Source organism: Tessaracoccus sp. (genome assembly GCF_016714275.1).
GTDB lineage: Bacteria > Actinomycetota > Actinomycetes > Propionibacteriales > Propionibacteriaceae > Arachnia.
This window is the reverse complement of record NZ_JADJNP010000001.1, coordinates 458,810-478,650: the sequence shown is the minus strand read 5'-3', so window position 1 is coordinate 478,650 and position 19,841 is coordinate 458,810. Positions and strand designations below refer to the sequence as shown.

The 19,841-nt window shown below is 69.5% G+C and carries 16 protein-coding genes and 1 tRNA gene; 7 read left to right on the top strand and 10 right to left on the bottom strand.

All coding sequences use genetic code 11. The annotated features are described in order from the left end of the window. Positions 1-33: 33 nt before the first annotated feature. Together IPJ61_RS02265 and IPJ61_RS02260 are read left to right on the top strand one after the other, a co-directional pair. On the top strand, positions 34-750 hold the full coding sequence (locus IPJ61_RS02265) for a DsbA family oxidoreductase (RefSeq protein WP_297102583.1): 717 nt from the start codon (positions 34-36) through the stop codon (positions 748-750). 131 nt (positions 751-881) lie between these two features. After that, a complete protein-coding gene (locus tag IPJ61_RS02260; RefSeq protein ID WP_297102582.1) occupies positions 882-3,782 on the top strand; it encodes a hypothetical protein in 2,901 nt (966 codons plus the stop codon). 9 nt (positions 3,783-3,791) lie between these two features. On the opposite strand, the gene IPJ61_RS02255 is transcribed toward IPJ61_RS02260, so the two are convergent. Further along, positions 3,792-5,168 (bottom strand): DUF4032 domain-containing protein, encoded by a 1,377-nt coding sequence (locus IPJ61_RS02255; protein WP_297102580.1) that lies wholly within the window; start codon positions 5,166-5,168, stop codon positions 3,792-3,794. Positions 5,169-5,220: 52 nt separating this feature from the next. Between IPJ61_RS02255 and IPJ61_RS02250 the strand changes: the two genes are divergently transcribed. After that, positions 5,221-6,627: a sulfatase family protein gene (locus IPJ61_RS02250; protein ID WP_297102578.1), complete on the top strand. Its 1,407-nt coding sequence runs from the start codon at positions 5,221-5,223 to the stop codon at positions 6,625-6,627. Here the strand turns inward: IPJ61_RS02250 and metB are convergent. Next, positions 6,624-7,784: a cystathionine gamma-synthase gene (gene metB / locus IPJ61_RS02245; protein ID WP_366505109.1), complete on the bottom strand. Its 1,161-nt coding sequence runs from the start codon at positions 7,782-7,784 to the stop codon at positions 6,624-6,626. The two genes, IPJ61_RS02250 and metB, sit on opposite strands and share 4 nt — an antisense overlap. A gap of 110 nt (positions 7,785-7,894) precedes the next feature. Further along, positions 7,895-8,992, bottom strand: coding sequence for an ABC transporter ATP-binding protein (locus IPJ61_RS02240; protein WP_297102575.1), 1,098 nt, complete (start codon positions 8,990-8,992; stop codon positions 7,895-7,897). A 187-nt stretch (positions 8,993-9,179) separates the two neighbouring features. Here IPJ61_RS02240 and IPJ61_RS02235 point away from each other — a divergent pair, with 187 nt between their 5' ends. Continuing rightward, positions 9,180-9,938 carry a DedA family protein gene (locus IPJ61_RS02235; RefSeq protein ID WP_297102573.1) on the top strand — a complete coding sequence of 253 codons (759 nt, stop codon included), beginning with the start codon at positions 9,180-9,182 and terminating at the stop codon, positions 9,936-9,938. A gap of 30 nt (positions 9,939-9,968) precedes the next feature. On the opposite strand, the gene IPJ61_RS02230 is transcribed toward IPJ61_RS02235, so the two are convergent. The 3 genes from IPJ61_RS02230 to manA all read right to left on the bottom strand — a co-directional run bounded on the left by IPJ61_RS02230 (position 9,969) and on the right by manA (position 11,953). Next, positions 9,969-10,574 (bottom strand): class I SAM-dependent methyltransferase, encoded by a 606-nt coding sequence (locus tag IPJ61_RS02230; RefSeq protein ID WP_297102571.1) that lies wholly within the window; start codon positions 10,572-10,574, stop codon positions 9,969-9,971. Between the two features lie 59 nt (positions 10,575-10,633). Then, positions 10,634-10,709, bottom strand: a tRNA-Thr gene (locus tag IPJ61_RS02225). A gap of 56 nt (positions 10,710-10,765) precedes the next feature. Beyond that, entirely contained in the window at positions 10,766-11,953 is a 1,188-nt protein-coding gene (manA, locus tag IPJ61_RS02220; RefSeq protein WP_297102569.1) for a mannose-6-phosphate isomerase, class I, read from the bottom strand. Positions 11,954-12,102: 149 nt separating this feature from the next. On the opposite strand from manA, the gene IPJ61_RS02215 reads away from it, so the two are divergent. After that, positions 12,103-12,378: a DUF3263 domain-containing protein gene (locus IPJ61_RS02215; RefSeq protein WP_297102566.1), complete on the top strand. Its 276-nt coding sequence runs from the start codon at positions 12,103-12,105 to the stop codon at positions 12,376-12,378. Here IPJ61_RS02215 and IPJ61_RS02210 read toward each other — a convergent pair. Further along, positions 12,311-12,817 carry a hypothetical protein gene (locus tag IPJ61_RS02210; RefSeq protein ID WP_297102564.1) on the bottom strand — a complete coding sequence of 169 codons (507 nt, stop codon included), beginning with the start codon at positions 12,815-12,817 and terminating at the stop codon, positions 12,311-12,313. The genes IPJ61_RS02215 and IPJ61_RS02210 overlap by 68 nt on opposite strands. A gap of 184 nt (positions 12,818-13,001) precedes the next feature. Between IPJ61_RS02210 and groL the strand changes: the two genes are divergently transcribed. Further along, positions 13,002-14,633 carry a chaperonin GroEL gene (gene groL / locus IPJ61_RS02205; RefSeq protein WP_297102562.1) on the top strand — a complete coding sequence of 544 codons (1,632 nt, stop codon included), beginning with the start codon at positions 13,002-13,004 and terminating at the stop codon, positions 14,631-14,633. 255 nt (positions 14,634-14,888) lie between these two features. Here groL and IPJ61_RS02200 read toward each other — a convergent pair whose 3' ends face one another. The 3 genes from IPJ61_RS02200 to IPJ61_RS02190 are packed head-to-tail and all read right to left on the bottom strand — an operon-like array spanning position 14,889 to position 17,994. After that, positions 14,889-15,416: a GNAT family N-acetyltransferase gene (locus IPJ61_RS02200; protein WP_297102560.1), complete on the bottom strand. Its 528-nt coding sequence runs from the start codon at positions 15,414-15,416 to the stop codon at positions 14,889-14,891. 26 nt (positions 15,417-15,442) lie between these two features. Further along, positions 15,443-16,882, bottom strand: a complete 1,440-nt coding sequence (locus IPJ61_RS02195) for a DUF6297 family protein (protein ID WP_297102558.1) — start codon at positions 16,880-16,882, stop codon at positions 15,443-15,445. Next, positions 16,879-17,994 (bottom strand): Fic family protein, encoded by a 1,116-nt coding sequence (locus IPJ61_RS02190; protein WP_297102556.1) that lies wholly within the window; start codon positions 17,992-17,994, stop codon positions 16,879-16,881. Before IPJ61_RS02190 ends, IPJ61_RS02195 begins: the two co-directional genes overlap by 4 nt. Before the next feature lie 375 nt (positions 17,995-18,369). On the opposite strand from IPJ61_RS02190, the gene IPJ61_RS02185 reads away from it, so the two are divergent. Further along, positions 18,370-19,839, top strand: a complete 1,470-nt coding sequence (locus IPJ61_RS02185; protein ID WP_297102554.1) for a DUF3375 domain-containing protein — start codon at positions 18,370-18,372, stop codon at positions 19,837-19,839. Positions 19,840-19,841 lie beyond the last annotated feature (2 nt).

Here is a 19,841-nt window from a genome sequence, read left to right as displayed (position 1 = left end):
GCACCCTATCGCCCGAGGTGGTTCAATCGAGGCATGAGTATCGACATCCAGATCTGGTCCGACATCGCCTGCCCGTGGTGTTTCATCGGCAAGCGGCGGTTCGAGCGGGCTCTCGCGGCGTTTCCGCAGCGCGACCAGGTGCGCGTGACCTGGCGCAGCTATCAGCTCGACCCCACGCTTCCCGCGCACTACGACGGCAGCGAGGTCGACTACCTCGTCGCCTCGAAGGGCATGCCGCGTGCGTCGGTCGAACAGATGATCGGGCATGTGGCCGAGCAGGCGCGCGGAGAGGGCCTCGACTACGACTTCGGAGCGCTCACGGTGGCGAACTCTCGGCGTGCCCACCGCCTCCTGCAGGCCGCCAAGCGCGCGGACGTGGCCGACGGTGGGAGCCGCACGGACGCGCTGGAGGAGGCGCTGTTCTCTGCCCACTTCGAGAAGGGCCGCGACATCGGCAATGCGGAGACCCTCGTCGGCCTGGGCGTGGATGCAGGCCTGACCGACGACGCCGCGCGCGCCGCCCTCGACTCCGAGGAGCTGGACGCCGCCGTCGATGCCGACATCCGCGAGGCCGCGGCCATCGGCGTGCGGGGAGTGCCGTTCTTCGTCGTGCAGAACACCTACGGCGTCTCCGGCGCTCAGCCTCCGGAGGTGTTCACGCAGGTCCTGGAGACGGTCCTCGGGGAGCAGAAGCCCCAGCTGATCGACGTCGGCGACTCCGGGGAGGCCTGCGGCCCGGAGGGGTGCTGACAAAGGGGCTATGCCCGTGCGTCGGGGCGGTGCCATGATGGGGCATGTCCGCGCATGGCGCGCCAGTGGCGCCTTCTCTCGGTGAACTCAGGACGGCAACGCCGGTCCTACCCAGCCTTGCGCTCGGGCTGGTGACACTTGTCGTCGGGTGCTACACCGTGCTCGGGGAGCTGGACCGGCTGATCGGCAGCGTGCCTGCGGGGGGCTACGCCGCGAGCCTCACGGCCGCCAACACCGCCCCGAGCGAACGCGTCTACACCCTCCTGAAGGAGCTCCACGGCAGCGCCAACGGCTTCGTCGTCGCGTTCGTGCTCGTCGACTGCGGGTTGGCCATCACGTACGGCTATCTCCTCCACCGCGCCCTTACCGAGGTGCGGCGGCGCCGCGTGATCCCCGCCGACGCGCCCCTCGGCCTGCTCACGACCCCGCGGCCCCGGCTGGCGCTGATCGCCGCCGGCGCCGACGTCGTCGAGAACCTGCTGCTGCTCGGGCTCGTGGTGGGAGGCCTCCCGCTCGACGTCTTCGCGATGGGGGCGACGGCGGTGAAGTGGCTGAGTCTGGTGGGCGTCCTCGTTCCGCTGCTCTTCGCCGCGTTCGGGACGGCGCGCGGACGCAAGGTGGGCGCGGACCTGCTCCGGGCGCTCGGCGTGCACCGGTTCTCGCTGCTCGCGGTGCTGCCGGTCACGCTCCTGGCGCTGGTGCCCGGCCCCGGCATCCTCGACCAACTCCCGGACATCCAGCGCGCCTGGCTCGACGCCGCCGATGGCAGGTCCGGCCCGCTGCACGGCGTCATCGCGATCCTTGCCTTGGGCGCGGTGACCGTGGGCGTCTTCCTGCTGGGCCGGCTCGAGACCGACGACCTCTACCGACGGCGCGCCATGGCTCGACGCGGCGAGGAGCAGCGCCCGCAGGCGTTGCTGTGGCAGTGGCTGTTCGGCCCGGTCCTCGTCGGCGTCCTTGCGATGCTGTCCGCGCTGTCCGGCGGAAGCATCCGCTGGGGCGTCGCGGCGATCTTCGCAGGCATCCCGCTGACGCTCATGGCCTCATCCTGGTGGCTGCGGCGTCGAGGAGGGCTGGTCCAGCCGCGCCCGCGCGAGCCCAAGGCGCCGGTCCGGCTGGTGTGGGCGGTCGGGGACATCCTGGCGCTCGCCGGCGTCGTCGCCGCCTCGCTCGGGTTGCTGCGGTCCTTCACCGTCCTGGCGGCCGTGCCGGAGGCGGGCGCCAACCCCGCCGTGGTGTGGCCAGCCATACTGCTCGGGCCGGGGGCCGCGGTCAGCCTGTGGTGGGTCGGCATTCCTGCCCTCACGTTCCTGTGCGGCCGCTGGCCGAGCGTCCGTGCCTTGGTGCGGCCGGGTGCAGGCTGGGGGATGCGCAACCTGAGCGGTGACTCCGACCATTCGGCGCGCCTCCGCGCCATCCGAGGCGGCGCCTGGGCGGGCATCGTCGGCAGCACCGTGCTCCTCGTCTTGATCGGGGCCGGTCCGCGCCAGGCCGCGGACATCTTCGGCGTCCTCGGCGTCGTGATGATCTCGCTGGGGCTCCTGATGCTGCTCGTCGGTACGACGGTCGCGGTTCACGTCACCTACGCCCCGCCGGAGCTGTTCTGGACGAAGGCGCTGCGGCTCCGCGAGGTTCCGGTGGTCGGGCTGCTGCTAGTGGTGTTGCTGGCCGCCACGATGCAGGCCAGCTCCCACGAGGTCCACGGCGCCCGCGCGCTCCCGGAGCCGGCGACCGTCGGCGACACCCCGCAGACGGTTGTGGGACAGTGGCGGCAGCGGATCGACGACACGGGATGTCGGGTCAACGCCGGCTCCGCCCGAAACCCCACCTGGGTACGTCCGATGGTGTTCGTGGCCGCCGAGGGAGGCGGCATTCGCGCCGCCTATTGGACGGCGGCCGTCCTGTCCCAGCTGGGCTCGACCTGCGCCGTCGACGCCGTCGTCCTCGCCTCGGGCGTCAGCGGCGGCTCGGTCGGGCTCGCCGTCCTGCGGGTCACCGCGGCGGGTGATGCTGCTGACGCAGTGTGGGGGATCGGCGACGCCGCGGCCCTCGGCCAGGCGGTCGACGGCATGCTTGTGCGCGATCTCGCCTACTCCGTGACCGGCGTTCCTGGCGTCATCGGCGGCGAGTGGCTGGACCGCGCGGGCCTCATGGAGACGGCCTGGGAGGCGCGGACGCCCGGCCTCGCCGCCAACTTCTACACGCCGGCGACCGGGGCGCTGAAGGCCCCGCTCGTGCTCAACGTCACCGACGCCAACACCGGCTGCCGCGTGCTCGCCACCCACCTCGTCCTCGACCGCCCGCGCCTCGAACGATGCCGGGAGAACGCCGCACCGTTGGCGAACAGCCGTGACCTGCGCGACTACCTCGCCGACGCCGCGCGCCCCGCGAACGACGACGACCGGTGCCTCGACGGCGTCCGCCTCTCCACCGCGGCCATGTTCTCGGCGCGCTTCCCTTACGTCACGCCGTCGGGCGTCGTCGGTCCCTGCCGGCAGGCCGCAGCCACGCAACTGATCGACGGCGGATACGCCGAGGGCAGCGGCCTCGGCTCGCTGGTCGACCTGGCCCCGCGCCTCCTCGCCGTCGCCCCGAACGACGATGTCCCCGTCCTGCCGATCGTCGTCTACCTCGACAATGGACGCGGCAGCGACCTCGCCCCGCCTCCTCCTGGGACGCTGCCGGAGCTCCTCGTCCCGCCGCTCGGGCTGCAGAACTCGCGCGGCAGCCAGCAGTCGCCGACGGCGTGGCTGCAGCGGGCGAAGGAGCTGTCGGTCGGCCGGACAACACGCCCCCCACGGGTCTTCGTCGTCGCCCAGGACAGCGTCCCCGGCGTGCAAGCGCCGCTGGGGTGGGTGCTGTCGTCGGCGAGCAGGTCGGACATGGACCGGTCGATCAGGATCGCGGTGGAGCGCGCGGCTCAGCATGGGCCCGACCTCGGCGACGAGGAACTCCAGCAGGCAGAGCAGGAGCAGCGGCAGGGCTACCCCGGGCTGGCGGAGCTGATTCGGCTGTTCACCACCAGCGAGTGACCGCCGGGCTCATCCCTTCTTCTTGGCAGCCTTCGCACGCAGCGCATTGATGTCGAACGTCTCCATGACCTCGATGTCGGGGTCGTTGGCGCCGTCCTCCCAGGGGTCGTACGGCTCGTCGTCGTCATCTTCGTCCACGAAGCCCTTCGACGGGTCGTACTTGTCACGCAGCTCGCCGCCGATGGTGGCGAGGTCGCCCAGCAACTCGTCCGGCAGTGTGGTGAGGATCTCGTTGATGTAGGCCGTCGCCGCGTCCTCCGTCGACACCTCGCGGTTCTCGCGCTGAGAGGCGTACCAGCGGTGCTCGAGCACCTCGTGGAAGATCTGGGCGGCGTCGCGCTTGCTGCGCAGATGCGCGGGGACGCGGCCGACGGCGGGCTCGAACACCTCGGCCAGCCACTTGTGCGCCGCGACCGACTCCGGCAGGTGTGGCCCGGCCTTCGCTCGGAAGGTGTCCATGTCGTTCAGCATGCGCCGGGCCTGGTGCTCCTCGGCGTCGAGGCCGGTCAGCCGCATGAGGCGGCGGGTGTGGTGGCCGGCGTCGACGACCTTCGGGCGCATCCGGATGGTGCGGCCGTCGGGCGAGGCGTCGATGTCGATCTCCGCCACGTCGAAACCCAGGGCGTTCAGGCGCCGTACGCGCCCCTCAAGCCGGTACAGCTCCGACTCGTCGAACTCCTCGACGCCGGTCAGCTCGGCCCACAACTGGTGGTAGCGCTCCTCGATGGTGCCGACGAGCCACGCCGGGTCGAGGGACGGATCGAGGATGCCGCCGGCCTCCAGATCGAGGAACTCGCCGAAGAGGTTGGTGCGGGCGATCTGCAGGTCGTGGGCGCGCTGGCCGTCGGTCAGCTGCTCGTGGATCTCGCCGGTCTCGGCGTCGACCAGGTACGCGGCGAACTCGCCGGCGTCGCGGCGGAACAGGATGTTGGAGAGCGAGACGTCGCCCCAATAGAAGCCGCTCAGGTGCAGCCGGACGAACAGCACGACCATGGCGTCGAGCAGGCGGCCCACCGTCTCGTGCTTGACGCCCGGGTAGAACAGCGAGCGGTACGGCAGCGAGAAGGGGAGATGCTTGGTGAGGAGGACGGGGTCGAGCGGGTCGCCGTCGATGTTGACGCGCCCCAGCACGACGCCCACGGGCTCGACCGAAGGGATGCCCAGGTGCCGCAGCTCGGTGAGCAGCCGGTACTCCTGGACCGCGACCTCCTCAAGGATCTCCTTCGCGGCGAGGATCTCGTCGCCCACCTGCAGGAACCGCACGACATGGCGGGAGATGCCTCGCGGCAGCGCGACCAGGTATTGCGTCGGCCACTGGTCGAGCGGCGCCGCCCACGGCAGCCGGATGAGATCGGCATCGGGCTTGGCGGCAAGGAATCTGGGCACGCGTCAAGCTTAGTGGTCTCCGCAGCATGCAAGAAGGGGCGAGGATAGGGGCATGAGTGCGCGCCCGAACATCGTCTTCCTCCTCTCCGACGACCACGCCGCCCAGGCGATCGGCTGTTACGGCTCGAAGGTCAACGAGACACCCGGGATCGACCGGATCGCTGCGGCGGGGGTCAGGTTCGACACCGCGCTGGTGGAGAACGCCCTATGCACGCCGAGCAGGGCCGCGTTCCTGACCGGCACCTACGGGCACGTCAGCGCGGTGACCACGCTGTCGACCTATCTGACCGACGACCAGCCGACCTTCATCAAGGAGCTGCGCGCCGCGGGCTACCGCACGGCCATCTTCGGCAAATGGCACCTGGGACACGGCGAGGGCTACGACCCGGCGGGATTCGACCACTGGGAGGTGCTGCCGGACCAGGGTGACTACTTCGACCCTACGTTCCTGACTCCTGACGGTCCGGTGCGGCGCGAGGGCTACGTCACCGACATCATCACCGAGCGCTCGCTTGCCTGGATGGCCGAGCAGGGCGACGAGCCGTACTGCATCCTGATCTGGCACAAGGCCCCGCACCGGCCGTGGGAGCCCCATCCGCGGTACGCCGACGCGTTCACCGACCCGATCCCGCTGCCAGAGACCTTCTTCGACGACTACGACGGCCGCGGCACCCCCGCCCACTTCGCCGCGATGCGCGTGGCGGACCACCTCACCGACACCGACCTCAAGCAGGACCCGCCCACCGAGCTGGCCTACCGCGACCTCGCCGTCTGGAAGTACCAGCGCTACCTGCAGGACTACCTGCGCTGCGTGGCGGCGCTCGACGACGGCGTCGCCGAGGTCGTCGCCGCGCTCGAGGAGCGGGGCCAGTGGGACGAAACGGTCACCATCTACGCGTCTGACCAGGGCTTCTACCTGGGCGAGCACGGCTGGTTCGACAAGCGGTTCATGTACGAGGAGTCGCTGCGGATGCCGCTGGTGCTGAGCTATCCGGCCAGGATCGGGGCCGGGCAGGAGATCAGTAGCATGGTTGCCAACGTCGACATCGGGCAGACGATCCTCGACCTCGCCGGGGTTGCGGCGCCGGGCCGGATGCAGGGCCACAGCCTCCTGCCCCTGATGACGGAGGGCCCGACGGCGGCGGTGCGCGACGCGCACTACTACCGCTACTACGAACACGACGACAACGCCCATCACGTCTGGGCGCATTACGGCATCCGCACCGAGCGATACAAGCTCATCTACTACTACGCCGACGGCATGGGCCTGCCCAACACGTCAGGGACCACGTATCCGCCGGAGTGGGAGCTTTTCGACCTCGAGAAGGACCCGCAGGAGTTGCGCAGCGTCCACCTCGACCCCGCTTACGCCGACATCCGCGCGGCCCTGACGCGGCGCTTGGAGGAACTCCAGCGCGAGCTGGGCGACACGCCCTACCGCAGGGGAGTCGGCTCCTAGACCACGGCGCGGTCGAGGGCCTCGGCGATGACGGCGACCAGGTCGTCGGCAGCCTCCACGCCCACGCTCATCCGGATCAGCGCGTCGCTGATCCCGGCCTCGGCTCGGGCCTCGGGCGTCATGCCCGCGTGCGTCATGGTCGCGGGCACGCACACCAGCGACTCGATGCCGCCGAGCGACTCCGCAAGGTGGAAGATCTGCAACCCGTCGAGGAAGGCCTCGACGGCGGGAGTCCCGCCTCGCAGCTCGAAGCTCAGGAGCGAGCCCATGCCGGACTGCTGCTGGGCCGCGAGCTCGTGGCCCGGATGGTCCGGCAGGCCGGGGTAGTACACCCGCGCGACGGCGGGGTGGTCCCGCAGCACGGGAACGAGGGCCTCGGCGTTCTCCGCGTGCACCCGCAGCCGCGCGTCGAGGGAGCGAAGGCCGCGCAGCGTGAGGTAGGCGTCGAACGGGCTGCCGGTCAGCCCCAGCACGTTGGCCCACGTCCGCATCTGCTCGTGCAGCGCCTCCGTCGCGGCGATGACGGCGCCGCCGACGATGTCCGAGTGCCCGTTCAGGAACTTGGTCGTCGAGTGGAGCACCAGGTCCGCGCCGAACGTGAGCGGGCGCTGCAGCAGCGGAGAGAGGAACGTGTTGTCGACGGCGACGAGGGCGCCGACGGCGTGCGCCGCCTCAGCCGTCGCGCGGATGTCGGTGATGCGCAGCAGGGGGTTCGACGGCGTCTCTACCAGCACCAGGTCCGGGCGCCGATCGATGGCGGCCGCGAAGGCCTCGGCGTCGTTGAAGTCCACGAAGTCGACGGCGAACCGTCCCTGCTCGGCGAGGAAGACGAGCAGCCGCCACGTGCCGCCGTAACAGTCGTGCTGGGCGAGCACTCGTCCGCCGACAGGGACGAGGGACTCGAGGACGAGCGTGAACGCGGCGAGTCCTGTCGTGAGCACCGTCGCGCCGGCGCCGCCCTCCAGGGTGGCGAGCGCATCGTTCAACTGGTCCCGGGTCGGGTTGCCGGACCGTGAGTAGTCGTAGGCGCGCGGCGATGACGGCCCCTCGAACGTGTAGTTGGTGCTGAGGTAGATCGGCGGCACAACGGCCCCGAAAGCCGGGTCCGTCCCTAGTCCCGTTCGCATACCCGTCGTCCAACGTCCCAGCTCAGCCACCGGATCAACGTAGCCCACCGGGCCGTCCGCCGTCGCCCCTGTTCGCGGCGGGCGGGACACACGAAGGCCCCGCGGCGAACCGCGGGGCCCTCAAGGCGTTCGGGGATGCGTCAGCTGAGGCGCAGGCCGGACTTGGTGCTGAACACGTGCAGGTTGACCGGGTCGGCCACCAGGCGCACGACCTCGCCGCGGTGCGGCGCGGTGCGGGCCGGGACGCGGGCGATGATCTGCTGCGCGGTGAGCTTCGCATCGTCGGAGAGGCCGGCGAGCGTGCCGTACAGGTACGAGTCAGCGCCGAGCTCCTCAAGCACCGAGACGTCGATGCCGATGCCGGTGCCGTCGGCCGAGACCTTGAACGCCTCGGGACGGATGCCGACGGTGAGGGTGGTGTCGTCGGTGGCCTTTGCGAGGACCTCACGGGGAACGCGAACGACGTAGTCGCCGACCTGGACGCCGTCCTCGGTGCGCTTGCCCTCGAGCAGGTTCATGGCGGGCGAGCCGATGAAGCCGGCGACGAACAGGTTGACCGGGTTGTCGTACAGCGCCAGCGGGCTGTCGCACTGCTGCAGGATGCCGTCCTTCATGACCGCGACGCGGTCACCCATCGTCATGGCCTCGACCTGGTCGTGCGTGACGTAGACGGTGGTGACGCCGAGACGCTGCTGCAGAGCTGCGATCTGGGTGCGGGTCGCGACGCGCATCTTGGCGTCGAGGTTCGACAGCGGCTCGTCCATGAGGAACACCTGGGGGGAGCGGACGATCGCGCGGCCCATGGCGACGCGCTGGCGCTGGCCACCGGAGAGGGCCTTCGGCTTGCGGGCGAGGAAGTCCTCGAGGCCCAACATCTTGGCCGCCTCCTGGACACGCGCCTGGCGCTCGGCCTTCGGAACGTTGGCCATCTTGAGGGCGAAGCCCATGTTGTCCGCGACGGTCATATGCGGGTAGAGGGCGTAGTTCTGGAAGACCATCGCGATGTCGCGATCCTTCGGGGGCAGGTCGGTGACCTCACGGTCGCCGATCCAGATGCCACCGGCGTTGACCTCTTCGAGGCCGGCGAGCATACGCAGCGAGGTCGACTTGCCACAGCCGGAGGGGCCGACGAGAACCATGAACTCGCCGTCCTCGATCTCGAGGTTCAGCTTGTCGACGGCTGCGCGATCCGAGCCGGGGTAGACGCGAGTGGTGTCGCGAAAGCTAACGGTGGCCATGCCACACTTCCTTTCCACGGGCAGGTACGTGCCCGACGATCCGTAGTGGATAGGAACCCTGTGTTTAGGTGTCCTGCGCGGCACTCTACACCGGGCATGCCGGGTCCAGGCAATGGGTATGAAGATGAGATTGAGGCCGTCAGCGCGACGGGACGACGGACTCCGATCGGTCACGTACCATTCAGCCGTGAGCGAGCAGCGCGAGATCCCGAGCCCGGGCGACGAAGAGCCGACCTCGGAGGAGGAAGAGGCCTGGTGGCAGGCCGAGGGCATGCCCTGGAAGAAGGAGCCGCAGCGCGCCGACTACGTGTGCCTCACCTGGTTCGGCGTCATCGCCGTCTTCAGCCTCATCCTTCTGCCGACGAGGGCGTGGCTGCTCGCCGTCGCTCCCGACTGGCTGGCGATGATCACCGGTGGTCGCACGTCGGTGGCCGCGAGCGGCGCCATCGCCTCGACGGGGGCGATGCCGCACTGGCCGATCGTGCTCGTCGTCGCATCGGTCCTCAGCCTCAAGTTCGACTGGGTCTACTGGTGGGCGGGTCGTCTGTGGGGCCGGGGCATGATCGAGATATGGGCGGGCCAGTCGAAGCGCGCCGCCCGCAACTATGCGCGTGCAGAGCGGTGGGCGGAGAAGCTCGGCCCCATCGGCTTTCTCATCGCCTACGTCCCCATGCCGCTACCGCTGATGCAGGTCGTCTTCGTGCTGGCCGGCGCGTCCGGCATGACGCTCCGGCGCTTCCTAATCTACGACTACATCGCCTCGACGATCTGGCTGATCGGCTTCTTCCTTGCCGGCTGGTGGCTCGGCGACGGCGCGGTCCAGGTCCTCGACTGGTACGCGAAGATCGCCGGCTACGTCGCGATCGGGCTGATCGTCGTCATCTTGGTGACGACCACGATGCGGGCCCGGCGCAAGGCGGCGGAGTCAGCCGAGAAGAAGAAGTAGCGTCAGCGCTCGCACACGGCGAAGTAAGCGTCAGCGCTCACACACGGCGACGAGGAAGTCGGAGTCGGCGGTGAACGGGCGCAGGTCCCATGTCGACAGCGCGAGGCCGAGGGTGAGCCCGGCGGCCTCGACGTCGGCCAGGAACTCGCTGAACTCGTAGCCTCGGCCCGCCCCGAAACCGATGATCGCGCGGCCGTTCGGCGCCAGGTGCGCGGCGAACCGGCGCAGCACCTCGACCCGGGTCGACGGCGCGAGGAACCCCATCACGTTGCCCGCGCAGACGATGACATCGAAGTCCGCCTCGACGCCGCGCGCGGGGAGATCGAGCTCGGCGAGGTCGCCGACCAGGAACGTCGGCCCGGGGTGGTCCTCCTCTGCGGCCGCGATCAGGACGGGGTCAACGTCGACTCCCACGACGGCGTGCCCGCGCTCGTGCAGGTACCCGCACAGGCGACCGGGGCCGCAGCCCGCGTCGAGGATCCGCGCATTGCGCCCGACCATGGCGTCGACGGTGCGCGCCTCGCCGTACAGGTCGTGCCCGTTGGCCTCCATCATTTTGAAACGCTGGATGTAACGGTGCGAATGCTCGGGGTCGGCCGCGATGATGCGGGACCACTTGCTTGGCTCAGGAGTCATGGGGCAATTCTGGACCACCCGCGTCGGAGCCGGCCACTCGTCGCTCGCCGAGGGGTCGATGGAGCCTCCTGAGGGAGTCGAACCCTCGACCACTCGCTTACAAGGCGAGCGCTCTGGCCGCTGAGCTAAGGAGGCGCGGCCTGCCCATTGTGCCCGATGGCGGGTGCATTGCCCTATTTCGTGGCCGGGGGTCAGGCGCCGGATGCGGCGACGAACAGTTGACCGTTGCCTTTCACGGAGATCTGCTCGTCGGCCGGGACGAAGACGGACTCGCCGACGCCGAGGTGGACGTCGCCGTCGTCGCCGGTGAGGGCGAATGAGCCGGAGGCGACCAGCGCGATGCGCCCCGAGTCGGGCCGCGGCATCATCTGAGAGCGGCCGTCCACGGGGGAGATCAGCCAGAGCTCGAACTCAGGGAACGACGTGGGGTACACGTAGGTGCCGTCCGCGCCCTCGGCCACGAGGACGTCGGGGGTCATGGGTTGGAAGGCGACGACCTGGAGGAGACCGTCGACGTCGATGTGCTTCTTGGTGAGGCCGCCGCGCACGACGTTGTCCGAGTTCGCCATCGCCTCGACGGCCGTACCCCGTAGGTAGGCGTGCATGACGCCTGCCTCCAGGGCGATGGCCTCGCCGGGCTGCAGCGTGAAGCGGTTCATGAGCAGCGCGGCGATGATGCCCGGGTCACCGGGGAAGTGCTCGTCCAACTCGACGGCGGTGCGGGCGAACTGGCCCAGCTCGCCCGGCGCGTCGAGGTTGGCGACGGCGGCGGCGAGCAGGACGTCGACGAGGTGGCGCCGCTCGTCCTGGTGGTCGAGCGTGAGGACGTCGAGGAAGACCTCCTGCAGCGCGGGATAGGGGCAGCGGTCGCGCAGGGGGCCGATGATCGAGGCGAGGTCGTCGCCGATGCCGAGTCCCTCGAAGAGGGCCGCGGTGAGCTGCGGGTCGCGGAAGCCGATCAGGCCCTCGAAGGGGGTGAGGGCGACGATGGTCTCGGGCTTGGGCCAGTCGTCCTTGTACGAGCGTCGCGGATCGTCGGGCGCGAGGCCCAACAGCGACTCGCGGGCGTAGCCGGCCTCGGCCTGCTCGCGGGAGGGGTGGGCCTGGAGGCTGAGCGGCGAGCCCGCGGAGAGGAGCTTGAGGAGGAACGGCAGCTGCGCGCCGTACGCGGACTCCGTCGCGACGCCGAGCACCTCCGGATGTTCGCGGACCAGGAGTTCGAGCGTCGAGCCGTCGGCGAGGGTGGCCGGGCCGTTGGGGTGCGTGCCCAGCCAGTACTCCGCCCAGGGTCGGCCGTCGGGCTCGCGGCGAAGCAGTTCTGGGAGGTCCGTCCTGCTTCCCCAGGCAAAGTGTTGGACGTGCCCGTTGAGTCGGCGCATGGCGAGTCGATTGTTCCTAGTTCTCGGGGGAGCTGTGCCCTCAGACTCTACCTTGTGGCCGGAAGGGCGCCGAGATCGCGTGAGCCGATGGTGCCGACGGCGTGGACCTTCGAATGACAGCGGTGTGATTCGGGCGTAGACTGCCCGACATGTCGGAGGCCCTTTCCCTGCACGGCTCGGTCGAGTTGACCGAGCGTGACGCCGCCATCCTCGACTTCGAGGACAGCTGGTTCACGTCGTCGGTGCCCAAGGAACAGGCCATCATGGAGCGCTTCTCGATCTCCTCGGCGCGCTACTACCAGCAGTTGAACGCGCTGATCGACGACCCGTCGGCGCTCGCGTACAAGCCGCTGCTCGTCAAGCGCCTGCGCCGGATGCGCGGCCAGCGCCAGGCGGCGCGGTCCGCCCGTCGCCTCCACGGCTGAGCAGCGTGTTGATCCCCTCGCGCACGGTTCGCCGTGGGCGTTCCCGGTAGCCGCCGTCGCGTAACCCCGCCTGCCGTTCGAAGTGGTTGGCCGACGCGCGGTCACCCGTGCGCAGGATCGACCAGCCCGCCGCCGCGAAGTAGAGCGGCAGGAAAGGGAGCCCGAGGCAGTAGGCCCACTGCCAAGCGTGCGCGTCCTCGTGGGGGAGAAGGTTCGGGGTCCGTTCCTCGGCCTGCTCCAGGGATTGGCGGAACACGAGCACGACGCTGCCTACCGTCATCGCCCCGGCAGTGGTGACCGGGAGGTGAACGTTGTCGGCGACGATGAGCCCGGCGCGCCGGCGCAGCCGTCCCCGCCCGGCAAGGCTCAGCGCGATCCCCAGCGGCGTCGACAGGTTCGCGACGTTGCCGGCATTGCGGAGGATGAGCGACACGTCCATCGGGGGTCTCCTTTGCACTCGCTTGGGGAGAGTGCTAATAATGGGTGTTAGCACTCTCCGCTGGGGAGTGCTACCGAATCGCAGGTGAGGCAGTTGCCGTCCGTCGCGGGCACCCGTGGTTCACCCCAGAAGAGTAAACGCACCGGGGCGCAGGCCCCAATGACGGGAGGACTCCCGAACTACCATGGCAAAGCTGATTGAGTTCAACGAGGACGCGCGCCGCGGCCTCGAGCGCGGCATGAACACCCTCGCCGACGCAGTGAAGGTGACGCTCGGCCCCAAGGGCCGCAACGTCGTCCTTGAGAAGAAGTGGGGCGCCCCCACCATCACCAACGACGGCGTGTCCATCGCCAAGGAGATCGAGCTCGAGGATCCCTACGAGCGCATCGGCGCCGAGCTCGTCAAGGAGGTCGCCAAGAAGACCGACGACGTCGCGGGCGACGGCACCACCACCGCCACCGTGCTGGCCCAGGCGATGGTCCGTGAGGGCCTGCGCAACGTGTCGGCCGGCGCGAACCCCATCGAGCTGAAGAAGGGCATCGAGGCCGCCGTCGCGGCCATCTCCGCCCAGCTCTCCGAGCTCGCGATCGACGTCGAGACCAAGGAGCAGATCGCTGCCACCGCGTCGATCTCCGCTGCTGACCCCACCGTCGGCGAGATCATCGCCGAGGCGATGGACAAGGTCGGCAAGGAAGGCGTCATCACCGTCGAGGAGTCGAACACCTTCGGCCTCGACCTCGAGCTCACCGAGGGCATGCGCTTCGACAAGGGCTACATCTCGCCCTACTTCGTCACCGACGCGGAGCGCATGGAGGCGACCCTCGACGATCCGTACGTCCTGATCGTCAACTCCAAGGTCTCCTCGCTGAAGGACCTCCTTCCCGTGCTGGAGAAGGTCATGCAGTCGAGCAAGCCGCTGCTTGTCATCGCGGAGGACATCGACGGCGAGGCCCTCGCCGGCCTGCTCGTCAACAAGATCCGCGGCACCTTCAAGTCGATCGCCGTCAAGGCGCCCGGTTTCGGCGACCGCCGCAAGGCCATGCTGACCGACATCGCCATCCTGACCGGCGGCGAGGTCATCTCGGAGGAGGTCGGCCTGTCGCTCGACGCCGTCACCCTCGACCTGCTCGGCCGCGCGCGTTCCGTCCTTGTCACCAAGGATGAGTGCACCATCATCGAGGGCGCCGGCGACTCCGCGCAGATCGAGGGCCGCGTGGCCCAGATCCGCCGCGAGATCGAGAACTCGGACTCCGAGTACGACCGCGAGAAGCTCCAGGAGCGCCTCGCGAAGCTGGCCGGCGGCGTCGCTGTCATCAAGGTCGGCGCGGCCACCGAGGTCGAGCTGAAGGAGCGCAAGCACCGCATCGAGGACGCCGTTCGCAACGCGAAGGCCGCCGTCGAGGAGGGCATCGTGCCTGGTGGTGGCGTCGCGCTGCTGCAGGCGTCGAAGGCCGCCGTCATCGAGGGCCTCTCGGGCGACGAGGCGATCGGCGCGCAGATCGTGCTGACCGCTTCCTCCGCCCCGCTGAAGCAGATCGCCGGCAACGCCGGCCTCGAGGGCGGCGTCGTTGCGGAGAAGGTCGGCAACCTGCCGGCAGGCGAGGGCCTGAACGCGGCCACTGGCGAGTACGTCAACATGGTCGAGGCGGGCATTATCGACCCGGCCAAGGTGACGCGTTCGGCGCTGCAGAACGCGGCCTCCATCGCGGCCCTTTTCCTCACCACCGAGGCCGTCATCGCGGACAAGCCCGAGAAGGCTGCCCCGATGCCCGGTGGCGACGACATGGGCGGCATGGGCGGCATGGGCGGCTTCTGAGCCACCCGCTTCCGAGCGAGCCAAGAGGGCGGTCCCGTTGCGGGGCCGCCCTCTTTCGCATCTGGGGCTGAAAACGTCAGCGCCGGAAAGTCAGCGGGGCTGAAAACGTCAGCGTTTGACCTCTTAACGGGTTATCTGGGCTGCAAAAGTCAGCATGCTGACGTTTTCAGCCCGGCTAACGCCAAACGCGGCCGGGGACTGACGTATTCGACCCCGCTGGCCGAAGCGAGTGACGAAATCAGCCCCGTTGGCTGCTCAGGAGCCGAGGCGGACCATGCGGTGCATCGCGACATCGCCCCAGCTGGGGCCGGTGGAGAAGGTGATCGGCTCGTCGACGAAGCCCCGGCGGCGGTAGAAGGACTGGGCGGCGGCGTTGCCGTCGATCAGCCAGAGATACAGCGGGGTACCGTCGTCGATGCCGGCGAGCAGCCGGGAACCCAGCCCCTGGCCGTGGAGGTCCGGGTGGAGGTACAGCCGGTCGAGGCAGCGGGCGGCGGGTGCCGGCACAAGGCCCATCTCGTGTTCCCAGTCGGCAGGGGCGTCGTGGATCGAGGCCACGCCGACGACGGCGTCGCCGTGCCGCGCGATCAACCGTCGGGCCGTCCCCGGGGTGGCGAACGACGCGGCCAGCTCCAGCACCCACGCGTCCCGGAAATCGCGCTGGGCGTCGGCGAAGTCCGGCCGGACGATGCCCGCATAGGTTCGGGCCTGCTGCTCCACGACGAAGTCGAACCAGGCGCCCGCGTCGTCGGGTTCGGGCGCGGAGATGGAGAGTGCGGTCATGCGCCTGTTCCTCCGGTCGGTCGTGTTCAAACGGCTCCGGGGCGCGAGACCCCGATGACCGACCACCCTAAGGCGAGGCCGGCGAGGACCGCGCAGAGGACCGGCGGGGTGCCCACCAGAAGGAGCGTCGCCATTGTGAAGGCGACGTCGAAGCCGGCTGTGGCACGCAGCAGGGCAGTGACCGGGACCGGGCCGACATCCGTCATGAGGACGCCTCCAGCGAAGTTCGGGGGAGGAGCGGCAGCCCAGCGCATCGCACCCGCCAGCCCTGAGGCGGCGACGGCCCATGCGAGCAGGGAGGTGCTGAGAAGGGACAGCCCTGACGCGACGAGCACAAGGCAGCAGACGACGGCCCACGTACCACTCGCGAGGGCCGCGCCGGTGGCAAGCGCCGATACCTGTGCCTCGCGCGCGAGGCCGAGGGCGCGGGAGAGACCGCGGGATCGCTGCACCGTGCGGAGGCTGGAGAGCATCAGTCCGAGGGCCGGCACGAGTACGACGCAGGCCGCTGCCAGGCCGAACGTCGGGTGCACCGGGATGAATGCCGTGGCGAAGACGGCGATGGCCACACCCCAGAGCAGGCGGGGAGATCGTCGCACGAGCCGACTGACCTCGTAGCCGGCCAGGGCGTGCCAGCCGGTCCGACGGGTGGTGAGTGCCCCGGTGGGCGCTGTGCCTCCGAGCTTCAAGGCCACGATGTCCAGGGCGAGGCCGGCATCGGCCCCTGAGGCCGCGCCCGCGAGACCCGTGCGGGTCTCCGAATGGTGCGCCAGGGAGAACCTCGACATGGTTCTGAGGCCGCTCTTGGCGTGCACCGCTGCTCGCCAAGCCAGGAGCGTCGCGCAGGCCGTCGCGGCGACGGCGACGAGCACCGGCGAGGTGGCGCCTGTCAGCGCGAGAGCCCCCAGTAGCGCCCAGGATGCCGCAACGGCGACGGACTTCCTCAGCCCATGCCATCCTCCGCCTTGTTGCGCCAGGACGGCGGCGAGGACGGCCAGCGCGGCGGTCGACGTGCAGACCGCGATCCACAGCGGTGATCCGCCCGCCACGGCCCACAGCAGGCAGCCGGAGAGGAGCCCCACCCCCAGGCCCACGACGATGAGTTTGGTGAGCCCGGGTGACAGAAGGTCTTCGCGGTCGAGCGGAGTGGAGAGGATCCAGGACGCGGTGGCAGTGGTCGCCGCCAGCGGACCGAGAAGAGAGGAGATCGCGCCCATGGCGAGGGAACTCATCGCCACCCAGGTGAATGGGAGCAGGCCTAGCGCGGTCCCACACACCGTCGAGGAGGCGCAGGTCAGCAGCGGAAGCCGAGTGTGAGCGGCGAGTGAGACGCCCATGGGGAGCAGGATGGCCGCCGCGAGGAGCAGGTAGTACCAGTCCGACCAACTCCGACGGGGCCGTCGTCGTCGATCGAGCAGCCACGCCTTGAGCTCGCTGACGGTCCACTCAGCGTGGGGCGCGGTCATCCGGTCGCCTGGGCGGACAAGACCACATCGGCGATGCGGGGCGCGTAGTAGAGACGGTTGTACTTCCGGTCACCTACCGAGCTCAGGATGCCGAGTGACTGCAGCGACTCGATGAGCTTCGCCGCGCCCTGAGGCTTCATACCCAGGGCTGTGGCCGCATCCGCTGTTGTGAAGACCAAGCGATCAACGGCGACATCGATGAGGTGCAACGCGTTGGCTGTACGGAGTCCTCCGACACGGATCTGCTCCTTGACCTCCCGCATCGCCTTGGTGAGGGAGAGCATCCGGTCGCGGGTCTGCACAGCAGATGCTGCGATGCCGTCCGCAAACAGGCCGATCCAGGTTGACCAGTCACCTTGGGCGGAGACGCCGAACAGCGCGTCGTAGTAGGCGGCGCGCCGCGCCTCGAACCAAGGCGAGACGGTGAGGCTTGGCTCGCTCAGTAGCCCGGCCCGATAGAGATGGACCACGATCAGGAGGCGGCCGAGGCGTCCGTTGCCGTCGTGGAAGGGGTGCAGCGACTCGAACTGATAGTGCGCCATCCCGGCGGCGACAACCGGGTCCAGGCCGGGGCCGGGAACGGCGTCGATCCACCGGAGGAGATCACGGAGTCGAGCCTCAAGATCGATGCCCGGCGGTGACGGGATATACCTTGCGCGTTGGACCGGCAACAGGGTCGCGGCAGCTTCAGGCCGGTGACCGACGACGACCTGAATGGGGCGGACCTGGCCGGAGTAGGGGCCCTCAGAGTCGGTACCCGCCATCAGTCCTGCTTGGAGTTCGGACAAGAGAGGGATGGTGAGAGGACGGCCCTCTGCAACGGCGCCAAACGCCGTGTTGGCGACATCGATGAAGTTGAGTACCTCGCGCATCGATGCGGACTGGGTTTCTGTGGCAGCTGCAGACAGGACCCGGGCCAGCGGCTCGTAGGTTCCTTCGAGGGCGGCTGTTGCCTGGGCCTCGACGCGCAGGTTCTGATGGCGGAACAGACGTGGGTTGGGGAGCTGCCGGGCCGTGGCATCGAGCGCGCCGAGCGCCGCGCGAGCGGCAGCCACGCTTCGGTAGGCGCGACCGCTGAGTTCCGGGTCCTCATCGCCCAGCGGATGAGGCACGAAGGCAGAGTGCGTCCATGGTGTGCCGTCGGGGGAGCTACCGGAGATCGGCACGAGCGATCCAGTCGCCGTGGTTTGGAACAGTTCGAGGTCCACAATGTAACTGTATGCGAGTTGTGGAGAGATTCGCTCACGGATTGATCCACAAGTTGGTATCTGTCTGCCCGTCCGGAGCGCCCGCGCGCGACAGCAGGTCTGGCGACATGTTCAAAAATCCGAGAAATTTGAACACGTCCCGGGAACGTGTTCACGGCTTGAACATGTCCCGAAAAGAGCCCTGGAAGGCTGGCAATCAGCGGGAGCCCGGCGGCAGAGGACGGTAGCCTGAGCGGGTCCGATGGCCGTGCGTCGGGCGGGTCGAGGCCAGGAGGTGCGATGGCTGGTGTGGCGGCGACGGCGCTGAAGGCCCGGCGCGCGGCGGAGGGGCCTCTGCGGTTGATGCGCGCGGAGCTGCTGCCAGTAGTCGTGGCGGTGCTGTCCACGCGGTTCTCGGCCGAGCGCGTGATCGGGTACGCCGAGTTCGTCGAGCGCGTGGCCGACGACCTGGACGAGTTGCGCGACACCGGCTTCACGCTCCCGCGGAGCGCGCAGGAATACGTGGGCGACTGGATCTCCAACGGCTACCTCGTGCGCAGGGCCAGTGGGGCGGCCCGCGAGGAGACGGTCGAGCTGTCGCGCTCGGCCGCCGACGTCGTGCGGTTCGTGGGCGAGGCCGAGGAGTCGCGTTCGTCGGTCACGTCATCGAGGCTCGCCAACGTCACGGGACTGCTCGATGCGCTCGCCCGGGAGTCCGACCCCGACGCCACCGCCCGCGTCGAGGGGCTACGGGCGGAGCGGGACCGGATCGACGAGGAGATCGCACGGATCGAGGCCGGCGAGTACCGACCCATGGACGACCTGCTCGCGCAGGAGCGTCTCACCGAGATCCTGCGCCTCGCGAGCGAGGTCCCGGGCGATTTCGCGAAGGTCGCCGACGACCTCGAGGGGCTGAACGGCCAGCTCAGGGAGCAGATCATCAACAACGACGGCTCGCGCGGCGGCGTGCTCGACGAGGTCTTCGCCGGCGTCGACCTGATCGAGAACAGCGACGCGGGACGCACCTTCAACGCTTTCCACGAACTCCTGCTCGACAGGGTCCTCGCGGACCGGTTCGACACGGCGGTCGACGCGATCCTTGAACGGGGCTTCGCCGTCGACCTCGCGGGCGGCGACGCCGTCTTCCTCAGGCGGTACCTCACGGTGCTGCAGCGCGAGAGTCACCAGGTGCGGCTCACGTTGACCGAGTTCTCCCGCAGCCTGCGCCGATTCGTCGCGACGCAGGAGTACCGCGAGCACAAGCGGCTCGCCGACGCGCTGACCCGTGCCGAGCAGGCCGCCCTCGGCGCGCTGAGAGACCACCCGCCCACGGCGCTGCTCGGCCGCGACCTCGACCTCACCTCCACGAGGATCTCCTCCGTCGGGTCCTGGACGCTGCACAACCCCGCCGACCTGCGCACCGTCGACGACGTCGTCGCGCACCCGAGCGACCCGCTCGACCTGGAGCTGCTGCGGCAGCAGGTCCGGCTTACCGAGATCGATTTTCCCGAGCTGCAGCGCCACATCGCCGACACCCTCGCGGAGGTGCCCGCGGCGACCGTCGCCGACGTACTCGACCGCAACCCGGCGTCGCAGGGGCTGGCCTCCATCGTCGGACTGCTCGTGCTCGCCGAGGAGAACGCCACCCGCGGCCCGGGGGAGGAGACATGGTCGTGGAGGTCTTCGCAGGGGGCGGCCAGAACTGTCAGTGCGCCCCGATATGTTTTCACGCAGCTTCCCTCGCACTGGAGAATCGAGAGCCACGGATGAGC

Coding starts and splice junctions, on each gene's coding strand:
- IPJ61_RS02195 (WP_297102558.1), bottom strand. CDS start 16,882: ATGACCGCGCCCCACGCTGAGTGGACCGTCAGCGAGCTCAAGGCGTGG.
- groL (WP_297102562.1), top strand. CDS start 13,002: ATGGCAAAGCTGATTGAGTTCAACGAGGACGCGCGCCGCGGCCTCGAG.
- IPJ61_RS02185 (WP_297102554.1), top strand. CDS start 18,370: ATGGCTGGTGTGGCGGCGACGGCGCTGAAGGCCCGGCGCGCGGCGGAG.
- manA (WP_297102569.1), bottom strand. CDS start 11,953: ATGCGCCGACTCAACGGGCACGTCCAACACTTTGCCTGGGGAAGCAGG.
- IPJ61_RS02215 (WP_297102566.1), top strand. CDS start 12,103: ATGTCGGAGGCCCTTTCCCTGCACGGCTCGGTCGAGTTGACCGAGCGT.
- IPJ61_RS02250 (WP_297102578.1), top strand. CDS start 5,221: ATGAGTGCGCGCCCGAACATCGTCTTCCTCCTCTCCGACGACCACGCC.
- IPJ61_RS02240 (WP_297102575.1), bottom strand. CDS start 8,992: ATGGCCACCGTTAGCTTTCGCGACACCACTCGCGTCTACCCCGGCTCG.
- IPJ61_RS02265 (WP_297102583.1), top strand. CDS start 34: ATGAGTATCGACATCCAGATCTGGTCCGACATCGCCTGCCCGTGGTGT.
- IPJ61_RS02230 (WP_297102571.1), bottom strand. CDS start 10,574: ATGACTCCTGAGCCAAGCAAGTGGTCCCGCATCATCGCGGCCGACCCC.
- IPJ61_RS02210 (WP_297102564.1), bottom strand. CDS start 12,817: ATGGACGTGTCGCTCATCCTCCGCAATGCCGGCAACGTCGCGAACCTG.
- IPJ61_RS02200 (WP_297102560.1), bottom strand. CDS start 15,416: ATGACCGCACTCTCCATCTCCGCGCCCGAACCCGACGACGCGGGCGCC.